Origin of the sequence: Streptomyces sp. NBC_01267, assembly GCF_036241575.1 — a bacterium.
In the GTDB taxonomy this organism is placed as follows: domain Bacteria; phylum Actinomycetota; class Actinomycetes; order Streptomycetales; family Streptomycetaceae; genus Streptomyces.
The window spans coordinates 1865294-1883101 of sequence record NZ_CP108455.1 but is presented as its reverse complement, the minus strand read 5'-3'; the positions used below and the strand labels follow the sequence as shown (position 1 = coordinate 1883101).

Below are 17808 nucleotides of genomic sequence, written 5' to 3'. Positions count from 1 at the left end.
CTGCCGGCCACCCGCACCGTCCGTCCTCAGCCGCGGTAGATCGCTTCGATCTCGTCGGCGAAGTCCTTCGCCACCACATTGCGCTTCAGCTTCAGCGAGGGCGTGATGTGCCCCGCCTCCTCGGTGAACTGGGCAGGCAGCACGCGGAACTTGCGTACCGACTCGGCCTTGGAGACCGCCGCGTTGCCGTCGTCCACCGCCCGCTGGATCTCCGCGAGCAGCTCCGCGTCGTCCCGCAGGGACAGCGCGGTGGAGCCCGCCGGCTTGCCGTTCTCCACGGCCCAGCGCGCCAGGAACTCGTCGTCCAGCGTGACCAGCGCGCCGACGAACGGCCGCCCGTCGCCGACCACCATGCACTCCGCCACCAGGGCGTGCGAGCGGATGCGGTCCTCGATCACCGCCGGGGCGACGTTCTTGCCGCCCGCGGTGACGATGATTTCCTTCTTGCGGCCGGTGATCGCGAGGTAGCCGTCCTCGTCGAGCGTGCCGATGTCACCGGTGTGGAACCAGCCGTCGGCCAGCGCCTCGGAGGTCGCCGACTCGTTGTTCCAGTAGCCGCTGAACAGGTGCTCGCCGTGCAGCAGCACCTCGCCGTCGTCCGCGATCCGTACGACCGAGCCCGGCAGCGGCTGGCCGACCGTACCGATCTTCTGGCGGTCCCACGGATTGAAGGCGGTCGCCGCACAGGACTCGGTGAGGCCGTAGCCCTCCAGCACGGTGAAGCCGATGCCCCGGTAGAAGTGGCCGAGTCGCTCGCCCAGCGGCGCGCCGCCGGAGATCGCGTACTCGCCGCGCCCGCCGAGCACCGCCCGCAGCTTGCTGTACACCAGCTTGTCGAAGATCTTGTGCTTGATCCGCAGCGCGGGGGAGGGGCCCTTCCGGGTGCCGAGCGCGCGGCTGTACGCGATGGCGGCGTCGGCGGCCTTGTCGAAGATCCGGCCCTTCCCGTCGGCCTGCGCCGCGGCACGCGCCGAGTTGTAGACCTTCTCGAAGACCCGCGGCACCCCGAGGATCAACGTCGGCCGGAAGGAGGCCAGTTCATCGGTGAGGTGCTTGATGTCGGGTACGCAGCCGATCTTGATCGGCGCCATCACCGAGGCCACCTCGACCAGCCGGCCGAAGACGTGCGCGGCGGGCAGGAAGAGCAGGACGGAGCACTCGCCCGTACGGAACAGCGGCTTCAGGCGCTCGACGATGTTGCCGCACTCGGCGAAGAAGCTGCGGTGGGTCAGCACGCAGCCCTTCGGGCGGCCCGTGGTGCCCGAGGTGTAGACGATGGTGGCCGGATCGTCGGCCCTGGCCAGGGAGGTGCGCTCCTCGACGGTGGCGTCGGTGACCCCGGCGCCACCGCTGCGCAGGGCGTCGACGGCGCCCTTCTCGATCTGCCAGACGTGCGCCAGAGCGGGCAGCGAGTGGCGTACGGTCTCGACGGCTTCGGCGTGCGCGTCGCTCTCCACGATCACCGCGACCGCGCCCGAGTCGCCGAGGATCCACTGCACCTGCTCGGCCGAGCTCGTCTCGTACACCGGCACGGTGACCGCGCCCGCGCTCCAGATCGCGAAGTCCAGCTGCACCCACTCGTAGCGGGTGCGCGACATCAGCGCGACCCGGTCGCCGGGCTGCACACCCGCGGCGATCAGGCCTTTGGCGGCGTCGTGGACCTCGGTGAGGAACCGGGTGGCGGTGACGTCGGTCCAGACACCGGCCACCTTGCGGCCCATGACTGCCACATCGGGATGCTGAGCGGCGTTGCGGCGGATGAGATCCGTCAGATTGCCGTCCGAAGGGACCTCGTACAGGGCCGGAAGGCTGAACTCACGCAAGACTGCTGCTCCTCTGGTCGACATCGCTGTCGCCACGACTGGACCTGACCGCCCGGACGTTACCCATGGGTAGGACGTTCCCGATAGAGGGGCCCGGCCAGATGTTCCATGCGTCACACGACACGGCGGTGCTTCGCGCAGACTAGTCCACGCATGTCCGGAGCCGGTGGTATCAGCGGGTCCGGCCCCCTCTATCCAGCATGTGCGCGGAGACCTAGGGTGATCTCCATGCGCGTGCATGTGGTCAGCGACGTACATGGCAACAGCGAGGGTCTCGCGAGGGCGGGTGACGGAGCCGACGCCCTGATCTGCCTGGGCGACCTGGTGCTCTTCCTCGACTACGCCGATCATTCGCGCGGCATCTTCCCCGAACTCTTCGGTGTCGAGAACGCCGACCGCATCGTGGAACTGCGCACCGCCCGCCGCTTCGACGAGGCCCGGGAGCTCGGGCGCAGGCTCTGGACCGGGGTGGACCGCGACGCCGCGATCGAGGGGGCGGTGCGCAGGCAGTACACCGAGCTGTTCGCGGCCTTCCCCACCCCGACGTACGCCACCTACGGCAACGTGGACATCCCGCCGCTCTGGCCCGAGTACGCACACCCCGGCACCACCGTCCTCGACGGCCAGCGCGTCGAGCTCGGCGGCCGGGTCTTCGGCTTCGTCGGCGGCGGCCTCCGCAGCCCGATGCGTACCCCGTACGAGGTCAGCGACGAGGAGTACGCGGCCAAGATCGAGGCACTCGGCGACGTCGACGTGCTCTGCACGCACATCCCGCCCGAGGTCCCCGAGCTGGTGTACGACACGGTGGCCCGCCGCTTCGAACGCGGCAGCCGCGCCCTGCTCGCCGCGATCCTGCGCATCCGCCCGAAGTACGCCCTCTTCGGGCACGTGCACCAGCCGCTGGCCCGCCGGGTGCGGATCGGCGGGACCGAGTGTGTGAACGTCGGCCACTTCGCCTCGACCTCCCGCCCCTGGGTCCTGGAGTGGTAGCGGCCCCGAGGCGCCGACGGTCGGATGTACCAGTGCGTACGCGATAGCCTTCACAGCGCATGCACCACCGGATTCCGCACTGGAGGAGCCACGGCGATGGCTGAACACACCAGCTCAAGCATCACGATCGAGGCCGCACCGGCCGACGTCATGGGCGTGATCGCCGACTTCGCCCGCTACCCGGAGTGGACCGGCGAGGTGAAGGAGGCCCAGGTGCTCTCGACCGACGCCGAGGGCCGCGCCGAGCAGGTCCGGCTGGTGCTGGACGCCGGAGCGATCAAGGACGACCACACCCTCGCGTACACCTGGACCGGCGCCGACGAGGTCAGCTGGACGCTGGTCAAGTCCCAGATGCTCCGGGCGCTCGACGGTTCGTACTCCCTCGCCCCGGTCACCGGCGGCACCGAGGTCACCTACCGGCTGACCGTCGACGTCAAGATCCCGATGCTCGGGATGATCAAGCGCAAGGCCGAGAAGGTCATCATCGACCGCGCCCTGGCCGGTCTGAAGAAGCGTGTCGAGTCCGGCGCCGCTCCGTCCGGTACCGAGCGGTCCGAGGACTGACGCCTCGATGCGTACGGTCCTCGTCACCGGCCTCGGCGGCGCGGGCCGCACCACCGTCGCGGCGGTCACCGCGCTCCGGGCCGCCCGCGCGGGCGAGCGGGTGCTGCTGCTCTCCACCGACCGGGACCCCGGCGAGGCCCTGCCCGCCGCCCGCGACGCGGGGGTACGGGCCGAGCGGATCGACTCCGCGGCCCACTTCCGTACCGAACTGCGGGCCCTTCAGGAGCGCAGCGCCGCCGCGCTGGAGATGCTCGGCGCGGCCCGCCTCGACGAGGAGGACCTGACCGAGCTGCCGGGCGCCGAACAGTTCGGTCTGCTGCACGCGCTGCGCACGCACGACAGCGCCGAGTGGGACCTGGTCGTCGTCGACATGCCGCCCGTCCGGGAGACCCTCGCGGTCCTCGCCCTCCCGCAGCAGCTGCGCCGCGCCCTGCGACGGCTGCTGCCGCCCGAACGGCAGGCGGCCCGCGCGCTGCGGCCGATGCTCGCCCAGCTCGCGGGCGTGCCCATGCCCGCGCAGTGGCTGTACGAGACCACCGCCCGCTGGGAGAGCGAACTGGCCGCCGTCCAGGCCAGGATCGAGGACCCCGCCACCACTCTGCGGCTGGTCGCCGAACCTTCCCCCGCCACCACCCGGGCGCTGCGCACCGCCCGTACCGGAATCGCGCTGCACGGTCGCTCCCTCGACATGGTCGTCGCGAACCGGCTGCTGCCCACCGGGTCACGGGACCCCTGGCTGGCCTCGCTCGCCGCGCAGCAGCAGGAACACCTGAAGGAGCTGTACGCGGACTTCGGTGCCGTACAGGAACTGCCCCACCTGGGCCGGAGCCCCCGCACCGCCGACGACCTGACCGCGCTGGAGCGCCCGGAAGCCCCCCTCGTGAAGGCGCCGGGGCGGTACGTCGAGGACCGGCTCGCCGGTGACGGTGTCCTCGTCTGGCACCTGCCGCTGCCCGGAGCCGTCAAGGAGGAGCTCGGCCTGGTCCGGCACGGCGACGAACTCCTGCTCACCGCGGGCCCGTTCCGCACCACCGTCGACCTGCCGTCCGCGCTCCGCCGCTGCACGGTCGCGGGCGCGGCGCTCGCCGACGGGGTCCTGAGTATCAGGTTCACGCCGGATCCGCGGCTCTGGCCGCAGGGCCGGTGAACGCTTCACGCCCGTTCGGGTAACGTCGTACATACGAACCGAAGCCAGCCCGCCTCGTCGCAGGAGTCCGCCATGAGCGAAGCCCCCGAGCAGCCGGAAACCGACTCGGACGCGTGGGCGAAGGCGTGTGCCGAGGACCTCGCGGCGGAGAAGGCCCGGCGCCGTGCGCAGTACGGCACGCCCCCCGGATCCGCTGCCGAGGAACTGCGCAAGCTCTTCGACGCGGTCGCCGACAAGGTCTCGGACCTCCAGTCCTCCCTGCCGGGAATGGCCGCGCAGGGAGCCGTGCGGCAGTTCCTCAGCCAGGCGAAGTCCGTCGTCGAGCCCGTCGTCGAGCGCAACCCCGACGTCTTCGACCACCTGGCCGCCGCGGGCGGTGAACTCCTCGCCGCCTACCGCTCCGCGGTCGAGAACCACGAGCAGCGGTGGACCTCGGATTCCGCGGGACCGTCCGGTTCCGCGGACGCCAAGGGTGGGGCCGCGGACGAGAACAAGGGCGACGACAAGGGCGACGAGGGTCCCGGGCCGGCCGAGCGCATCGATCTGGACTGAGCGGCCTGCACCTTCGGCCCTCGGGTACGGTTGCCCCGTGGACCGCTCGGCACATGGGGGGCGGCGTCGCGGGGTGCGGCACGCACGCTCGCCGCGTTGTCGTCAATCACCATGGCTCCGCCATGGCTCAATCCTCCGCCTTGCGATCGCACGCACCACACCCCGCTCCTTCTCCCACCCCCCATGTGCCGAGCGGTCCTAGCGGGGCTCGACCGAAAACTGAGGGATTCATGGGACTCACCATCGGCGTCGACATCGGCGGCACGAAGATCGCGGCCGGAGTGGTCGACGAAGAGGGCGCCATTCTCGATGTGCACAAGGTGCCCACCCCGCCGACCGCCGAAGGCATCGTCGACGCGATCTGCGCGGCAGTCTCCGAGGCCGGCAAGGGGCACGACATCGAGGCCGTCGGCATCGGCGCCGCCGGATACGTCGACGACAAGCGCGCGACCGTCCTCTTCGCACCGAACATCAACTGGCGGCACGAGCCGCTGAAGGACAAGGTCGAGCAGCGCGTCGGCCTGCCGGTCGTCGTCGAGAACGACGCCAACGCCGCTGCCTGGGGCGAGTACAAGTTCGGCGCGGGGCAGGGCCACGAGGACGTCATCTGCATCACCCTCGGCACCGGCCTCGGCGGCGGCATCATCATCGGCAACAAGCTGCGCCGCGGACGCTTCGGCGTGGCCGCCGAGTTCGGCCACATCCGGGTCGTCCCGGACGGGCTGCTGTGCGGCTGCGGCAGCCAGGGCTGCTGGGAGCAGTACGCCTCCGGCCGCGCCCTCGTCAGGTACGCCACGCAGCGTGCCTACGCCACCCCGGAGAACGCCAAGATCCTTCTCTCCCTCGGTGACGGCACGCCCGGCGGCATCCAGGGCAAGCACATCAGCGAGGCCGCCCGGCAGGGCGACCTCGTCGCGGTCGACTCGTTCCGCGAGCTGGCGCGCTGGGCCGGTGCCGGTCTCGCCGACCTCGCCTCGCTCTTCGACCCGTCGGCGTTCATCGTCGGCGGTGGGGTGTCGGACGAGGGCGAGCTGGTCCTCGACCCGATCCGCAAGTCCTTCCGGCGCTGGCTGATCGGCGGCGCCTGGCGTCCGCACGCGCAGGTGCTCGCGGCCCAACTGGGCGGCGAGGCCGGTCTGGTGGGCGCGGCGGACCTGGCCCGCCAGGGCTGACCGCACGGCTCATCCGTACAACGGGCGGCGCCCGTCGTGTCCTTGAGGGATACGGCGGGCGCCGTGCTCTGTCCCGACCGTGCCGGATCCGGCACGGTCCGCTGTTCCGGGCAGCGGTCTCCGCTCCTGGTACCGCCACCGCCGCGGACCCGTGCGCACGCCGCCCGTGTCGCCGTATCGTGTCGCCCATGGCGATCACTACGCTGCCCGAATCCCGTACGGAGAACGGCTCGGCCGTAATCCGGGTGCTCAGCTACAACATCCGTTCGATGCGCGACGACCGCGAGGCACTGGCCCGCGTGATCAGCGCCTGCGACCCCGACCTGGTCCTCATCCAGGAGGCCCCGCGCTTCTTCCGCTGGCGCAAGGCGGCGGCCTGGCTCGCCGCCCGCACCGACCTGGTGACACTCGGCGGCGGGGCCACCGCGGCGGGCCCGCTGCTGCTCTGCTCCCTGCGGGCCACGGTGGAGCGCACGGAGGACGTACTGCTCCCGCGCACGCCGGGGCTGCACCAGCGGGGATTCGCGACCGCGGTGGTACGGATCGGGGGCGCCCGGATCGGCGTACTCAGCTGTCACCTGAGCCTCCGGTCCGACGAACGCCACACGCAGGCGGGGCTGCTGCTCGACCGTCTCGACACGATGGACGTCCCGCACGCCGTCGTGGCCGGTGACCTGAACGAGCGCCCGGACGGCCGGAGTTTCCAGCGGCTCGCGGCGGCGCTCCAGGACTGCTGGGCGACCAAGCAGTGGGGTGGCGAGTACACGTCGCCGGCGCAGGACCCCCGCTCCCGCATCGACGCGGTCTTCGCGACGGCGGGGGTGGAAGTGCTGGGGTGCGGGGTGCCGTCGGACGTCCCGGCGGCGGATCTCCGGGCGGCCTCGGACCACTTGCCGGTCCTGGCCGCGCTGCGGGTACCGACGGCCTGAGACGGCGCGGGGCCCGCCGGTCCGGCACCGTCCGGGCCGGTCTCGGCGGCCCCGGCAAAGATCGGCGGGACTCTCAGAGCACGGCCTAGACCACCGCGCCCCGGCCCGGGTCCTCGTTGTCGTCGTCCGCGGCTCCCATCCGCGCCACCAGCGTCGCGAACCCGCCCAGGAACCCGCCGATGCCCAGCGTCGCGAGCCACCACGTCATGTCCCAGCCCAGCAGCACCGCGAGAATCAGCAGCACCGGCCCGCCCACGACCGCCAGCCAGGCGAACCTGGCCGTGACGTCCACCTCGGGAAGCTCCGGGTCCGGCTGGACGAAGTGACCCTCGTCGTCCTCGCCGAGGTCGTCGTCCTTCGGCTCGGCCAGGCTGTAGCTCCGCGGCCCGCCGACGCCCGGTGCGAACACCACCGAGCTGCCGAGCGGCCTGCCGGGGCCGCTGTCGGAATCGCTGTCCGGCCCGGTCCCGGAGTCCGGCTTCTCCGCGCCCGGCTCCTGCGTCCCCGCGGCGTTCACCCCGTCCTCGAGACCGGCGAGGTCCTCCACGGACTTGAACGGCTTCGTGCCCGCCGGATCCGCGGGCTCCTCGCCGTACCCCGCGACGATCGCGGCCCATACGGCTTCCTCGTCGATCGGCTGCGGTTCGCGCTCCGCCTCGTTCTCAGCCACCGGTGGTGCTCCCCTTCGTCCCGACGCTCGGAGCGAGGCGGCCGATGAACGCGTAACTCTTCTCGAAAATCCGCTCCGCATCGTGGTCCAACGTCGCCACGTGGTAGCTCTGTTCCAGCAGGACCTCCTCCACGTCGGTCGAGGAGACCCGGCTGAGGATGCGCGCCGAGTCGGCGGGCGGCACCACATGGTCCTGCGGACTGTGCAGCAGCAGTATCGGCTGGGTGACCTGCGGCAGCTCGCGGTCCACGAGGCGGCAGAAGTTCCGCAGGGAGTGCGCGGAGTGCAGCGGCACCCGGTCGTACCCGACCTCGACGGAGCCCTCCTCGGCGATGTCGCTGGCCACACCCTTGGTCGTACGGACCAGATGCCGGGCGAGCGGCAGCGCGTACGCAGAAAGGCCGTGCAGCTTGTTCAACGGGTTGACCACGACGACACCGCTGACCGCGTGACCGTGCTTGGCGGCGAGCCGCAGCGTCAGCGCGCCGCCCATCGAGAGGCCGAAGACGAAGACCTGGGAGCAGCGGTCGAGCAGCGCCCGCAGCTCCCTGTCGACCTCCGCGTACCAGTCCTGCCAGCCGGTGAGCTGCATGTCCTGCCAGCGGGTGCCGTGTCCGGGGAGCAGCGGCAGGGACACGGTCAGCCCGCGCGCGGCCAGATACTCCGCCCAGGGACGCAGCGACTGCGGCGATCCGGTGAATCCATGGCAGAGGAGGACACCGACCTCGCCGCCCTCGTGGCGGTAGGGCTCGGCTCCAGGAAGCACCGGCACCTGGGTCTCCTGTTCATCAGGTCTCGAAAGGTGTACTTCACCGTACGCGACCGGACCGACACCGACCAGGGCCGTCCCCCCCTCACCGGAGCCCGGAGGACGGGAGCGCCGACGCGGCGCGGGTTATGGTCGGTGCGACAGTCAGAGGAAGGCATCCGAGTTGATTTACGGCGCAATGAAGTTCGCCATCGGAGGGTCGCTCAAGGTGGCCTTCAGGCCCTGGGTGGAGGGTCTGGAGAACATCCCCGCCGAGGGGCCCGCCATCCTCGCGAGCAACCATCTCTCGTTCTCGGACTCCTTCTTCCTGCCCGCTGTCCTGGACCGCAAGGTCACCTTCATCGCCAAGGCCGAGTACTTCACGTCCCCCGGGGTGAAGGGCAAGCTCACCGCGGCCTTCTTCAAGGGCGTCGGCCAGCTGCCGGTGGACCGCTCGGGCAGCCGGGGCGCCGGCGAGGCCGCGGTCAGGAGCGGTGTCGACGTCCTGGCGCGGGGCGAACTCTTCGGCATCTACCCGGAGGGCACACGCTCGCCCGACGGCCGCCTCTACCGGGGCAAGCCCGGCGGTCTCGCCCGGGTGGCGCTGGCCTCCGGCGCCCCGGTGATCCCGGTCGCGATGATCGACACCGAGAAGATCCAGCCGCCCGGACAGGTGGTCCCCAAGCTGATGCGCCCGGGGATCAGGATCGGTGAGCCGCTCGACTTCAGCCGCTACCACGGCATGGAGAACGACCGGTTCATCCTGCGTTCGGTGACCGACGAGGTCATGTACGAGATCATGAAGCTCTCCGGCCAGGAGTACGTCGACATCTACGCCACCGCGGCGAAGCGCCGGATCGCGGACGAGGAGAAGGCCGCGAAGGCCGCGAAGGCCGCGAAGGCGGAAGCGGACAAGGCCGAGGGGACGGACCGGCCCGGCAGCTAGCCGCGTGGTCCGTCGTGGGGGTGGGGCATGGCGAAGGAACGGCGCGAGCGGGTCGTGCGGATGTCGGTGGAGCAGCCCCTGTGGCGTGCCCTGACGGGCTACCGCGTCCTGACGCTGGTCTACGCGATCCTGTTGGTCGCTTTCGCGTACGACAAGTTCGCGCGCCACTGGGTGGCCGTCAGCTATCTCTCCGTGCTGACCGTCTGGACGCTGGCCACGCTCCCCAGGGTCGCCAACGCCGCCCACTGCACCAAACGTTTCCTCGGCGCCGACCTCACCCTCGCCCTCGTCGGCATCCTGCTCACGCCCTTCGCGGACACGCACGCCCGGGTCGTCGGCGGCGCCACGACGCTGCCGTCGATATGGACCGCGGGCTCGGTCCTCGCCTTCGCCATCAAGGGCGGCTGGCGCTGGGCGGCGTTCGCCTCGTCCCTGGTGGCGGTCGCCAACATCGTCGAGCGTGGTGAACCCAGCAGGGACACCCTCCACAACATCCTGCTCGTGTGGATCGCCTCCATCGCCATCGGCTACATCGTCGAGGTCGCCCGCGCCTCCGAGCGCACCCTCGCCCGCGCCCTGGAGATCGAGGCGGCGACCCGGGAAAGGGAGCGGCTGGCCCGGGACATCCACGACAGCGTGCTCCAGGTCCTGGCCATGGTGCAGCGGCGCGGCACCGAGCTGGGCGGCGAATCCGCCGAGCTGGGCAGGATGGCGGGGGAACAGGAGGTCGCCCTGCGCACCCTGGTCTCCAGCGGGCTGGTGCCTCCCGCACGGATCCCCGTCGGCACCGCGGACCGCACCGGCGGAACCGACCGCATCGCCAGGACCGTCGGCGGGAACTCCGGGACCGGGGAGGGTGGCGGGGGCATCCGTGGTGACCGGCCGCAGGAGAGCGGGCCGTGCGATCTGCGCACGCTTCTCGCCCCGCACGCCGGATCACGCGTGAGCTTCGCGGAACCGGGTGCCCCGGTCCTGCTGGACCCGGTGGCGGCCACGGAGCTGGCGGCTGCTGTCAGTGCCGCCCTGGACAATGTGCGCAGACACGCGGGAGACAGCGCCCAGGCCTGGATCCTGGTCGAGGACGAGCCCGACGAGGTGATCGTGACGGTGCGGGACGACGGTCCCGGCATCCCGGACGGGCGGCTCGCCGTGGCCGAGGGGGAGGGGCGCCTCGGTGTCGCCCTGTCGATCCGCGGCCGGCTGCGGGACCTCGGGGGCAGCGCCGAACTGATCTCGGTGCCCGGCCAGGGCACGGAGGTAGAACTGAAGGTTCCACGGGGGAAGGCAGGACGCACATGAGTGAGCAGCCGACGGTCAGGGTGATGGTGGTCGACGACCACCCGATGTGGCGGGACGCGGTCGCCCGCGACCTCCTCGCCGCGGGTTTCGACGTGGTCGCCACGGCGGGCGACGGACCCCAGGCGGTGCGCCGTGCCCGTGCCACCACGCCCGACGTGCTGGTCCTCGACCTCAATCTGCCCGGGATGCCGGGCGTCCAGGTCTGCAAGGAGCTGGTCGGCGCCGATCCGGAGCTCCGCGTCCTGGTGCTCTCCGCGAGCGGTGAGCACGCCGACGTACTGGAAGCGGTGAAGTCGGGTGCCACCGGCTATCTGCTGAAGTCGGCCAGCACCCAGGAGCTGTGCGACGCGGTGCGCAGTACCGCCGTCGGCGACCCGGTCTTCACCCCGGGACTGGCCGGTCTGGTGCTCGGGGAGTACCGCAGGCTCGCCTCCGACCCGGCGCCCGCGGCCTCCGACGAGCCGAAGGCCCCGCGGCTCACCGAGCGCGAGACCGAGGTGCTGCGGCTCGTCGCCAAGGGGCTGAGCTACAAGCAGATCGCCGAGCGGCTGGTCATCTCGCACCGCACCGTCCAGAACCACGTGCAGAACACCCTCGGCAAGCTTCAGCTGCACAACCGGGTGGAGCTCGTGAGGTACGCGATAGAGCGCGGCCTCGACGGCATCTGAGCGACGGCCCCCCCCGGATCCACGACCGGGCCCAACCCGGCTTTCCTCAGCGGGAATTGACCCTCCACCCTATCCCTTTGTGACGTGGGTCACCGTAGCGTGGCAGTACGGCGTCTTCCACTGCGAAGGGACGTGGCTCCATGCGGGTCGGAGTACTGACCGGGGGCGGCGACTGCCCCGGACTCAACGCGGTCATCCGAGCTGTCGTCCGCAAGGGCGTGCAGGAGTACGGCTACGAATTCACCGGATTCAAGGACGGATGGCGCGGCCCCCTGGAGGGCGACACGGTCCGGCTCGGCATCCCGGAGGTGCGCGGCATCCTGCCGCGTGGCGGCACCATCCTCGGATCGTCGCGCACCAACCCCTTCAGGACGGCTGACGGTGTCCGCCGGGTCAGGGAGAACCTCGCCGCGTGCGGGGTGGACGCGCTGACAGTGATCGGCGGCGAGGACACCCTCGGGGTGGCGGGCCGCCTCTGGGACGAGTACGGGATTCCCTGCGTCGGCGTACCGAAGACCATCGACAACGACCTCTCGGCCACCGACTACACCTTCGGTTTCGACACAGCCGTGGGCATCGCCACGGAGGCCATCGACCGCCTCCACACCACCGCCGAATCGCACATGCGCGTCCTCGTCGTGGAGGTGATGGGGCGGCACGCGGGCTGGATCGCGCTGCACTCCGGGCTGGCGGGCGGCGCCAACGTCATTCTCATCCCCGAGCAGCGCTTCGACATCGACCAGGTCTGTTCCTGGGTGACCTCGCGCTTCCGGGCGTCCTACGCGCCGATCGTGGTCGTCGCCGAGGGCGCGATGCCCAAGGACGGCGATGCGGTGCTCAAGGACGGCACGCTCGACTCGTTCGGTCATGCCCGGCTCTCCGGCATCGGGGAATGGCTCGCCCTGGAGATCGAGAAGCGCACCGGCAAGGAGGCCCGCACCACGGTCCTCGGCCATGTCCAGCGCGGCGGCACCCCCAGTGCCTTCGACCGCTGGCTGGCCACCCGCTTCGGGCTGCACGCGATCGACGCCGTGCGCGAAGGGGACTTCGGCACGATGGTCGCGCTGCGCGGCACGGACATCGTGCGGGTGCCGATCGCGGTGGCGACCGCACAGCTCAAGACCGTCGACCCGGCGCTGTACCGCGAGGCCGGGGTCTTCTTCGGCTGAGCCGGGCCCGAGCTGCTGAGCGGGCCGGAGGTGAGCAGGACCGAGCTGCTGAGCGGGCCCGAGCGGAGAGCCGTATATTCACACTGTTCCGTCCCGTATCCGCTCGTTCCGGGAGAAACCGTGGAAATCCTCGCGTTCGGCGTGCAGGCCGATGAACGCCCGCTGATCGAGGCGGCCTTCGCCGGACACCACGACGTCCACTGCGTGGATGTCTTCCTCAGCGAGGACACCGTCCCGATCGCGGCCGGCTACGAGATCGTCAGCACCAGCGTCAACGCCGACCTCGGCGCGAAGGTCCTGCGCCGTCTCGCGGCCGGCGGTACGAGACTCGTCGCCCAGCGTTCCACCGGCTTCAACAACATCGACCTGGACGTCGCCCACGAGCTGGGCCTGACCGTCGCCCGGGTCTCGTCCTACTCGCCGTACTCGGTGGCCGAGTTCGCCTGGACCCTCGCGATGGCGGTCAACCGCCGCATCGTCCGGGCCGCGGGCCGCACCAGGGACTTCGACTTCCGCCTGGACGGCCTGATGGGCCGTGACCTGCGCGGCCGGACGGCGGGGGTGCTGGGCACGGGCAAGATCGGTGAGGCCTTCACCCGTATCGCCCACGGCTTCGGCATGAACCTGCTCGGCTGGGACGTCACGGAGAACCCGGCCTGCGCCGCCCTGGGCATGCGGTACGTGGGGAAGGACCAGCTCCTGGCCGAGTCCGACCTGGTCACGCTGCACGTACCGCTGCTGCCCGCGACGCACCACCTCATCGGCGCGGCCGAACTGGCGTCGATGAAGGACGACGCGATCCTCGTGAACACCAGCCGCGGCGGCCTCATCGACACCGACGCCCTGGTCGGCGAGTTGCGGCGGGGCCGTTTCACCGGGGTGGGGCTCGACGTCTACGAGGCGGAGGCGGGGCTCTTCTTCCTCGACAAGTCCCTGGACGTGGTCGAGGACGACACCCTGGCGAGGCTGGTCACGTTCCCGCACGTCCTCGTCACCTCGCACCAGGCGTACTACACGCACGAGGCGGTGAGCCAGATCATCGAGGCGACGGTACGGAACGTGGCGGACCACCTGGCCGGGCGGCGGGGCGAGAACACGCTGGTGCCGGGGGCCCCGCCCCCGGCACCGAACTGATCCGCTACACCAGCACCCCCGCGAGCAGCCCCGCCACCAGACCCGCACCCTCCAGCGTCAGTACCGACTCCGGATGGAACTGCACCCCCGCGAACCCCACCCCGCGCAGCGCGTGCACCTCACCGCTCGCCTCCGCACGGCTCACCTCGATCCGGTGCATGGCCAGCTCCGTCACCGTCCGCTCGTCGCACCGCGCCGTGTACGAGTTGTAGAAGCCCACCGTCTCCTCGCGCCCGAAGAAGTCGATGCGTTCCTGGGCCCCCTGGTGCGGGACCTCCTTCCGTACGATCTCAAGTCCCAGCTCGGCCGCGAGCAGTTCGTGCCCCAGACAGACCCCGAGCAGCCCGTGCCGGTGGTCGCGCAGCAGCTCCGCGGCGAGCCCGCGCAGAAAACGCATCTTCGGGTCGGCCGCGTCCGTCGGGTCGCCGGGGCCGGGGCCGAGCACCACCGGCCCCCGGTGCGCGCGTACCGCCTCGCGCAGCCCCGGCTCGTCGTAGCGCCGTACGGTCACCTCCAGCCCCGACGACCGCAGCAGATGCGCCAGCATCGAGGTGAAGGTGTCCTCCGCGTCCACCACCAGCGCACGGCCCGCCACGGCGGCCACCGGCTCGCGCATCCGCAGCCAGAACGGTGCCAGGTCGGCCCGCCGGGACTCCAGGGCCGCCTGCACCCGCGGATCGTCCGCCAGCCGCGGCCCCGCGGGCCCGGCCTCCCGCCGGTCCCGGCCGGGCCGCACCCCGAGCGCCGTCAGCACCCCCGCCGCCTTGGCGTGCGTCTCGGCGACCTCGCTCGCCGGGTCCGAGTGGCGTACCAGCGTCGCCCCGACCGCGACCCGCAGCGCGCCGTCGGCACCGATGTCGGCGGTACGGATCAGGATCGGCGAGTCCAGGGTCTGCGCACCGCCCGCGTCCCGCCCGACGAGCGCCAGCGCGCCCGCGTAGTAGCCGCGCCCGCCCGACTCGTACCGTTCGATGACCCGGCAGGCGTTCTGCACCGGCGACCCGGTGACGGTCGCCGCGAACATCGTCTCCTTCAGCACCTCGCGCACATCCATCGAGCTGCGGCCCCGCAACTCGTACTCGGTGTGCGCGAGATGGGCCATCTCCTTCAGCCGGGGCCCGATGACGACCCCGCCCCTACCGGCGACGGTGCACATCATCTTGAGCTCCTCGTCGACGACCATCGACAGCTCGTCGGTCTCCTTGCGGTCACCGAGGAAGTCCAGCAGGGCCTCGGTGGTCGGACCCTCCGGCGGATAGCGGAAGGTCCCGCTGATCGGGTTCATCACGACGGTCCCGCCGGTCATCCGGACGTGCACCTCAGGACTCGCGCCGACCAGGGTGCGCTCCCCGGTGTGCACCACGAAGGTCCAGTAGGCACCGCGCTCACCGGCGAGCAGCCGCCGGAACAGGGCGAGCGCGTCCGCCCTGCCGAAGCCGGGGACCGAGCCGGTGTAGGTCCGCCGCACGACGAAGTTCGCCCCCTCGCCCTGCCCGATCTCGTCCGTGATCACCTGCCCGACGATCTCCCGGTAGGCCTCGTCGCTGACGTCGAAGCCGCCGTTCTCGACGCGTACGTCGTGCGCGGGCAGCGCGTCCAGCACCTCGCCGAGCGGCAGTGCGTACGTCTCGTCGGCGACCAGCACGGCCAGCGGCGTCCCGTCGTCGCGCACATCGAAACCGCGCTCCCTGATCTGCCGGAACGGCACCAGCGCGAGAGCGGGCCGGGCGTCGTCCACCGGGATGTCCGCGAGCCGCTCCAGCTCGCGGACCTCGCCGATCAGCAGCTCGACGGTGTCGTGGTCGTGGCCGGGGGTGCGCCTGCGCAGCAGCGCGAAGGGGCGGTGGTCGTCCAGCAGTCTGCTGATGAGCATCGGGTGTTCCTTTCCGGGGCTCCCCGACGGGCGGGGGGAGTGGGAGAGCGGAGAGGAACGGCCCCGGGAAACACGGAAGGCCGCCCCTCGGGCGGCCTTCGCTTCGTCTGTACGCGCGATGTCAGTGGGCCGCCGGATGAGCGGTCCACCACCAGTTTCGAGTCGTCGTCGCGAACATGAGGGGGACTGTAGCGCATCGGAGCCACCGGTCCGTCTCACCCAGCGGGCAGCGCGAAATGCGTCGGCGGCGACCCCGTACTGTTGGCCTGTGACCGTGAACGCTGATACCCAAGCCCCCGCCGTACAGGCGACCTGGCGAGACCTTCCCGCGGCGCAGCAGCCCGAGTACCCGGATACCGAGGCGCTGCGCGATGTGATCGCGGACCTCACGTCGTATCCGCCGCTCGTCTTCGCGGGCGAGTGCGACCAGCTGCGCGAGCGCCTGGGAGCCGTTGCCAAGGGCGAGGCGTTCCTGCTCCAGGGCGGCGACTGTGCCGAGGCCTTCGACGCCGTGTCCGCGGAGCAGATCCGCGCGAAGCTCAAGACGCTGCTCCAGATGAGCGCGGTGCTCACCTACGCCGCGTCGGTGCCCGTCGTCAAGGTCGGCCGGATCGCCGGGCAGTACTCCAAGCCGCGCTCCAAGGGGACCGAGACCCGCGACGGGGTGACCCTGCCGACGTACCGCGGTGACTCGGTCAACGGCTTCGCCTTCAACGAGAAGTCGCGGGTGCCCGACCCCGACCGGCTGAAGCAGATGTACCACGCGTCGGCGTCGACGCTGAACCTGGTCCGCGCCTTCACCACCGGTGGGTACGCCGACCTGCGCCAGGTGCACGCCTGGAACCAGGACTTCGTCAAGTCGTCGCCGTCCGGGCAGCGTTACGAGCAGCTCGCCCGTGAGATCGACAGCGCGCTCAACTTCATGAAGGCCTGCGGGACCGACCCGGCGGAGTTCCGCGCGGTCGAGTTCTACGCCTCGCACGAGGCGCTGCTGCTGGACTACGAGTCGGCGCTGACCCGTACCGACTCGCGCACCGGCAGGCTCTACGACACCTCGGGCCACATGGTGTGGGTCGGCGAGCGCACCCGTCAGCTGGACCACGCGCACATCGAGTTCGCCGCGCAGATCCGCAACCCGATCGGTGTGAAGCTCGGCCCGACGACGACTCCGGAGGAGGCGCTCAGCTACGTCGAGCGGCTCGACCCGGACCGCGAGCCGGGCCGGCTGACCTTCATCGTCAGGATGGGCGCGGACAAGGTCCGCGACAAGCTGCCGAACCTGGTCGAGAACGTCACCGCGTCCGGTGCCCAGGTCGTCTGGGTCACCGACCCGATGCACGGCAACACCTTCGAGGCCGCGTCCGGCCACAAGACGCGCCGCTTCGACGACGTGCTCGACGAGGTCAAGGGCTTCTTCGAGGTCCACAAGAGCCTCGGTACGCACCCGGGCGGCATCCACGTCGAGCTGACCGGTGACGACGTCACCGAGTGCGTCGGCGGCGGCGACGAGATCTTCGTCGACGATCTGCACCAGCGCTACGAGACGGCCTGCGACCCGCGGCTCAACCGCAGCCAGTCGCTCGACCTGGCGTTCCTGGTCGCGGAGATGTACCGGGCGCAGTAGCCGGCACCGGCGGCCGGGCCCAGCAGCTGGGCGCGGTGGACAGGACAGCGGAAAGGGCCGTGGGGCGCGGATCACATCGATCCGGACCCCACGGCCCTTCTGCACACCTGGGGCTACGGGTAAGGTTAGGTTTGCCTCACCCGGACGGTCGCTCGCTGACCACCGGAGTGACGCCCGTCAGCGATCCCGGCCGGGAGGTGAACCCGCGTGTACGTCTGCTCATGCTTCGGTGTGACCGAGCAGCAGGTGAAGGAGCACGCGGAAGCGGGTGCCTGCACCCCCCGGGACATCGCGTCGGCCTCGAAGGCCGGTACCGACTGCGGCGGCTGTGTCCGCAGCATCCAGGCCCTCCTCGGCCGGGGCGGCTGCCCCCGCCGGGCACTGCTCGAACAGCGCGTGACCCCGCTGGAGCCGGTGGCGCCGCCGGGACCGGACGCCGGTCCTGCGCCGCGGCTCCCCGAAGCCGCCTGACGCACCCGCCCGTCCCGGGCCCCCTCCGT

18 protein-coding genes are annotated in these 17808 nt (G+C 71.3%); 13 read left to right on the top strand and 5 right to left on the bottom strand.

Annotated features, from left to right (window positions below; genetic code table 11):
- Positions 1-26 precede the first annotated feature (26 nt).
- Positions 27-1823, bottom strand: coding sequence for an AMP-dependent synthetase/ligase (locus OG709_RS08680; RefSeq protein ID WP_250303656.1), 1797 nt, complete (start codon positions 1821-1823; stop codon positions 27-29).
- A 228-nt stretch (positions 1824-2051) separates the two neighbouring features.
- On the opposite strand from OG709_RS08680, the gene OG709_RS08675 reads away from it, so the two are divergent.
- From OG709_RS08675 to OG709_RS08650, 6 genes are all read left to right on the top strand, one after another.
- Positions 2052-2813 carry a metallophosphoesterase family protein gene (locus tag OG709_RS08675; RefSeq protein ID WP_250303657.1) on the top strand — a complete coding sequence of 254 codons (762 nt, stop codon included), beginning with the start codon at positions 2052-2054 and terminating at the stop codon, positions 2811-2813.
- A gap of 96 nt (positions 2814-2909) precedes the next feature.
- Entirely contained in the window at positions 2910-3377 is a 468-nt protein-coding gene (locus tag OG709_RS08670) for an SRPBCC family protein (RefSeq protein ID WP_250303658.1), read from the top strand.
- A gap of 7 nt (positions 3378-3384) precedes the next feature.
- Complete coding sequence (locus tag OG709_RS08665) at positions 3385-4524, top strand: ArsA family ATPase (protein WP_266643536.1); 1140 nt, start codon at positions 3385-3387, stop codon at positions 4522-4524.
- Positions 4525-4596: 72 nt separating this feature from the next.
- Complete coding sequence (locus OG709_RS08660) at positions 4597-5076, top strand: DUF5304 domain-containing protein (RefSeq protein WP_250303660.1); 480 nt, start codon at positions 4597-4599, stop codon at positions 5074-5076.
- 230 nt (positions 5077-5306) lie between these two features.
- A complete protein-coding gene (locus tag OG709_RS08655) occupies positions 5307-6248 on the top strand; it encodes an ROK family glucokinase (protein WP_250303661.1) in 942 nt (313 codons plus the stop codon).
- 188 nt (positions 6249-6436) lie between these two features.
- The gene (locus OG709_RS08650) at positions 6437-7177 is read left to right on the top strand and encodes an endonuclease/exonuclease/phosphatase family protein (RefSeq protein ID WP_250303662.1); all 741 of its coding nucleotides are present in this window, start codon (positions 6437-6439) and stop codon (positions 7175-7177) included.
- An 85-nt stretch (positions 7178-7262) separates the two neighbouring features.
- Here the strand turns inward: OG709_RS08650 and OG709_RS08645 are convergent, their stop codons facing one another.
- Both OG709_RS08645 and OG709_RS08640 read right to left on the bottom strand, forming a co-directional pair.
- A complete protein-coding gene (locus OG709_RS08645) occupies positions 7263-7847 on the bottom strand; it encodes a hypothetical protein (protein WP_329165488.1) in 585 nt (194 codons plus the stop codon).
- Positions 7840-8619: an alpha/beta hydrolase gene (locus tag OG709_RS08640; protein ID WP_250303664.1), complete on the bottom strand. Its 780-nt coding sequence runs from the start codon at positions 8617-8619 to the stop codon at positions 7840-7842. The genes OG709_RS08645 and OG709_RS08640 overlap by 8 nt, the downstream gene beginning before the upstream one ends.
- Before the next feature lie 175 nt (positions 8620-8794).
- Here OG709_RS08640 and OG709_RS08635 point away from each other — a divergent pair, with 175 nt between their 5' ends.
- The 5 genes from OG709_RS08635 to OG709_RS08615 all read left to right on the top strand — a co-directional run bounded on the left by OG709_RS08635 (position 8795) and on the right by OG709_RS08615 (position 13811).
- Complete coding sequence (locus tag OG709_RS08635; protein ID WP_250303665.1) at positions 8795-9541, top strand: lysophospholipid acyltransferase family protein; 747 nt, start codon at positions 8795-8797, stop codon at positions 9539-9541.
- A 27-nt stretch (positions 9542-9568) separates the two neighbouring features.
- A complete protein-coding gene (gene macS, locus OG709_RS08630) occupies positions 9569-10840 on the top strand; it encodes a MacS family sensor histidine kinase (RefSeq protein ID WP_266643540.1) in 1272 nt (423 codons plus the stop codon).
- Positions 10837-11508, top strand: coding sequence for a response regulator transcription factor (locus tag OG709_RS08625; protein WP_329165485.1), 672 nt, complete (start codon positions 10837-10839; stop codon positions 11506-11508). Before macS ends, OG709_RS08625 begins: the two co-directional genes overlap by 4 nt.
- Positions 11509-11648: 140 nt before the next feature.
- Positions 11649-12677 carry a 6-phosphofructokinase gene (locus OG709_RS08620; protein ID WP_326695050.1) on the top strand — a complete coding sequence of 343 codons (1029 nt, stop codon included), beginning with the start codon at positions 11649-11651 and terminating at the stop codon, positions 12675-12677.
- A gap of 120 nt (positions 12678-12797) precedes the next feature.
- Positions 12798-13811 carry a 2-hydroxyacid dehydrogenase gene (locus OG709_RS08615; protein WP_250303669.1) on the top strand — a complete coding sequence of 338 codons (1014 nt, stop codon included), beginning with the start codon at positions 12798-12800 and terminating at the stop codon, positions 13809-13811.
- A 4-nt stretch (positions 13812-13815) separates the two neighbouring features.
- Here OG709_RS08615 and OG709_RS08610 read toward each other — a convergent pair whose 3' ends face one another.
- Together OG709_RS08610 and OG709_RS36035 are read right to left on the bottom strand one after the other, a co-directional pair.
- Positions 13816-15684: an anthranilate synthase family protein gene (locus OG709_RS08610; protein WP_329165481.1), complete on the bottom strand. Its 1869-nt coding sequence runs from the start codon at positions 15682-15684 to the stop codon at positions 13816-13818.
- A gap of 121 nt (positions 15685-15805) precedes the next feature.
- Positions 15806-15862 (bottom strand): trp operon leader peptide, encoded by a 57-nt coding sequence (locus tag OG709_RS36035; protein ID WP_353961846.1) that lies wholly within the window; start codon positions 15860-15862, stop codon positions 15806-15808.
- A 90-nt stretch (positions 15863-15952) separates the two neighbouring features.
- Here OG709_RS36035 and OG709_RS08605 point away from each other — a divergent pair, with 90 nt between their 5' ends.
- Together OG709_RS08605 and OG709_RS08600 are read left to right on the top strand one after the other, a co-directional pair.
- A complete protein-coding gene (locus OG709_RS08605; protein ID WP_250303671.1) occupies positions 15953-17308 on the top strand; it encodes a class II 3-deoxy-7-phosphoheptulonate synthase in 1356 nt (451 codons plus the stop codon).
- Between the two features lie 207 nt (positions 17309-17515).
- Entirely contained in the window at positions 17516-17779 is a 264-nt protein-coding gene (locus tag OG709_RS08600; RefSeq protein ID WP_250303672.1) for a (2Fe-2S)-binding protein, read from the top strand.
- Positions 17780-17808 lie beyond the last annotated feature (29 nt).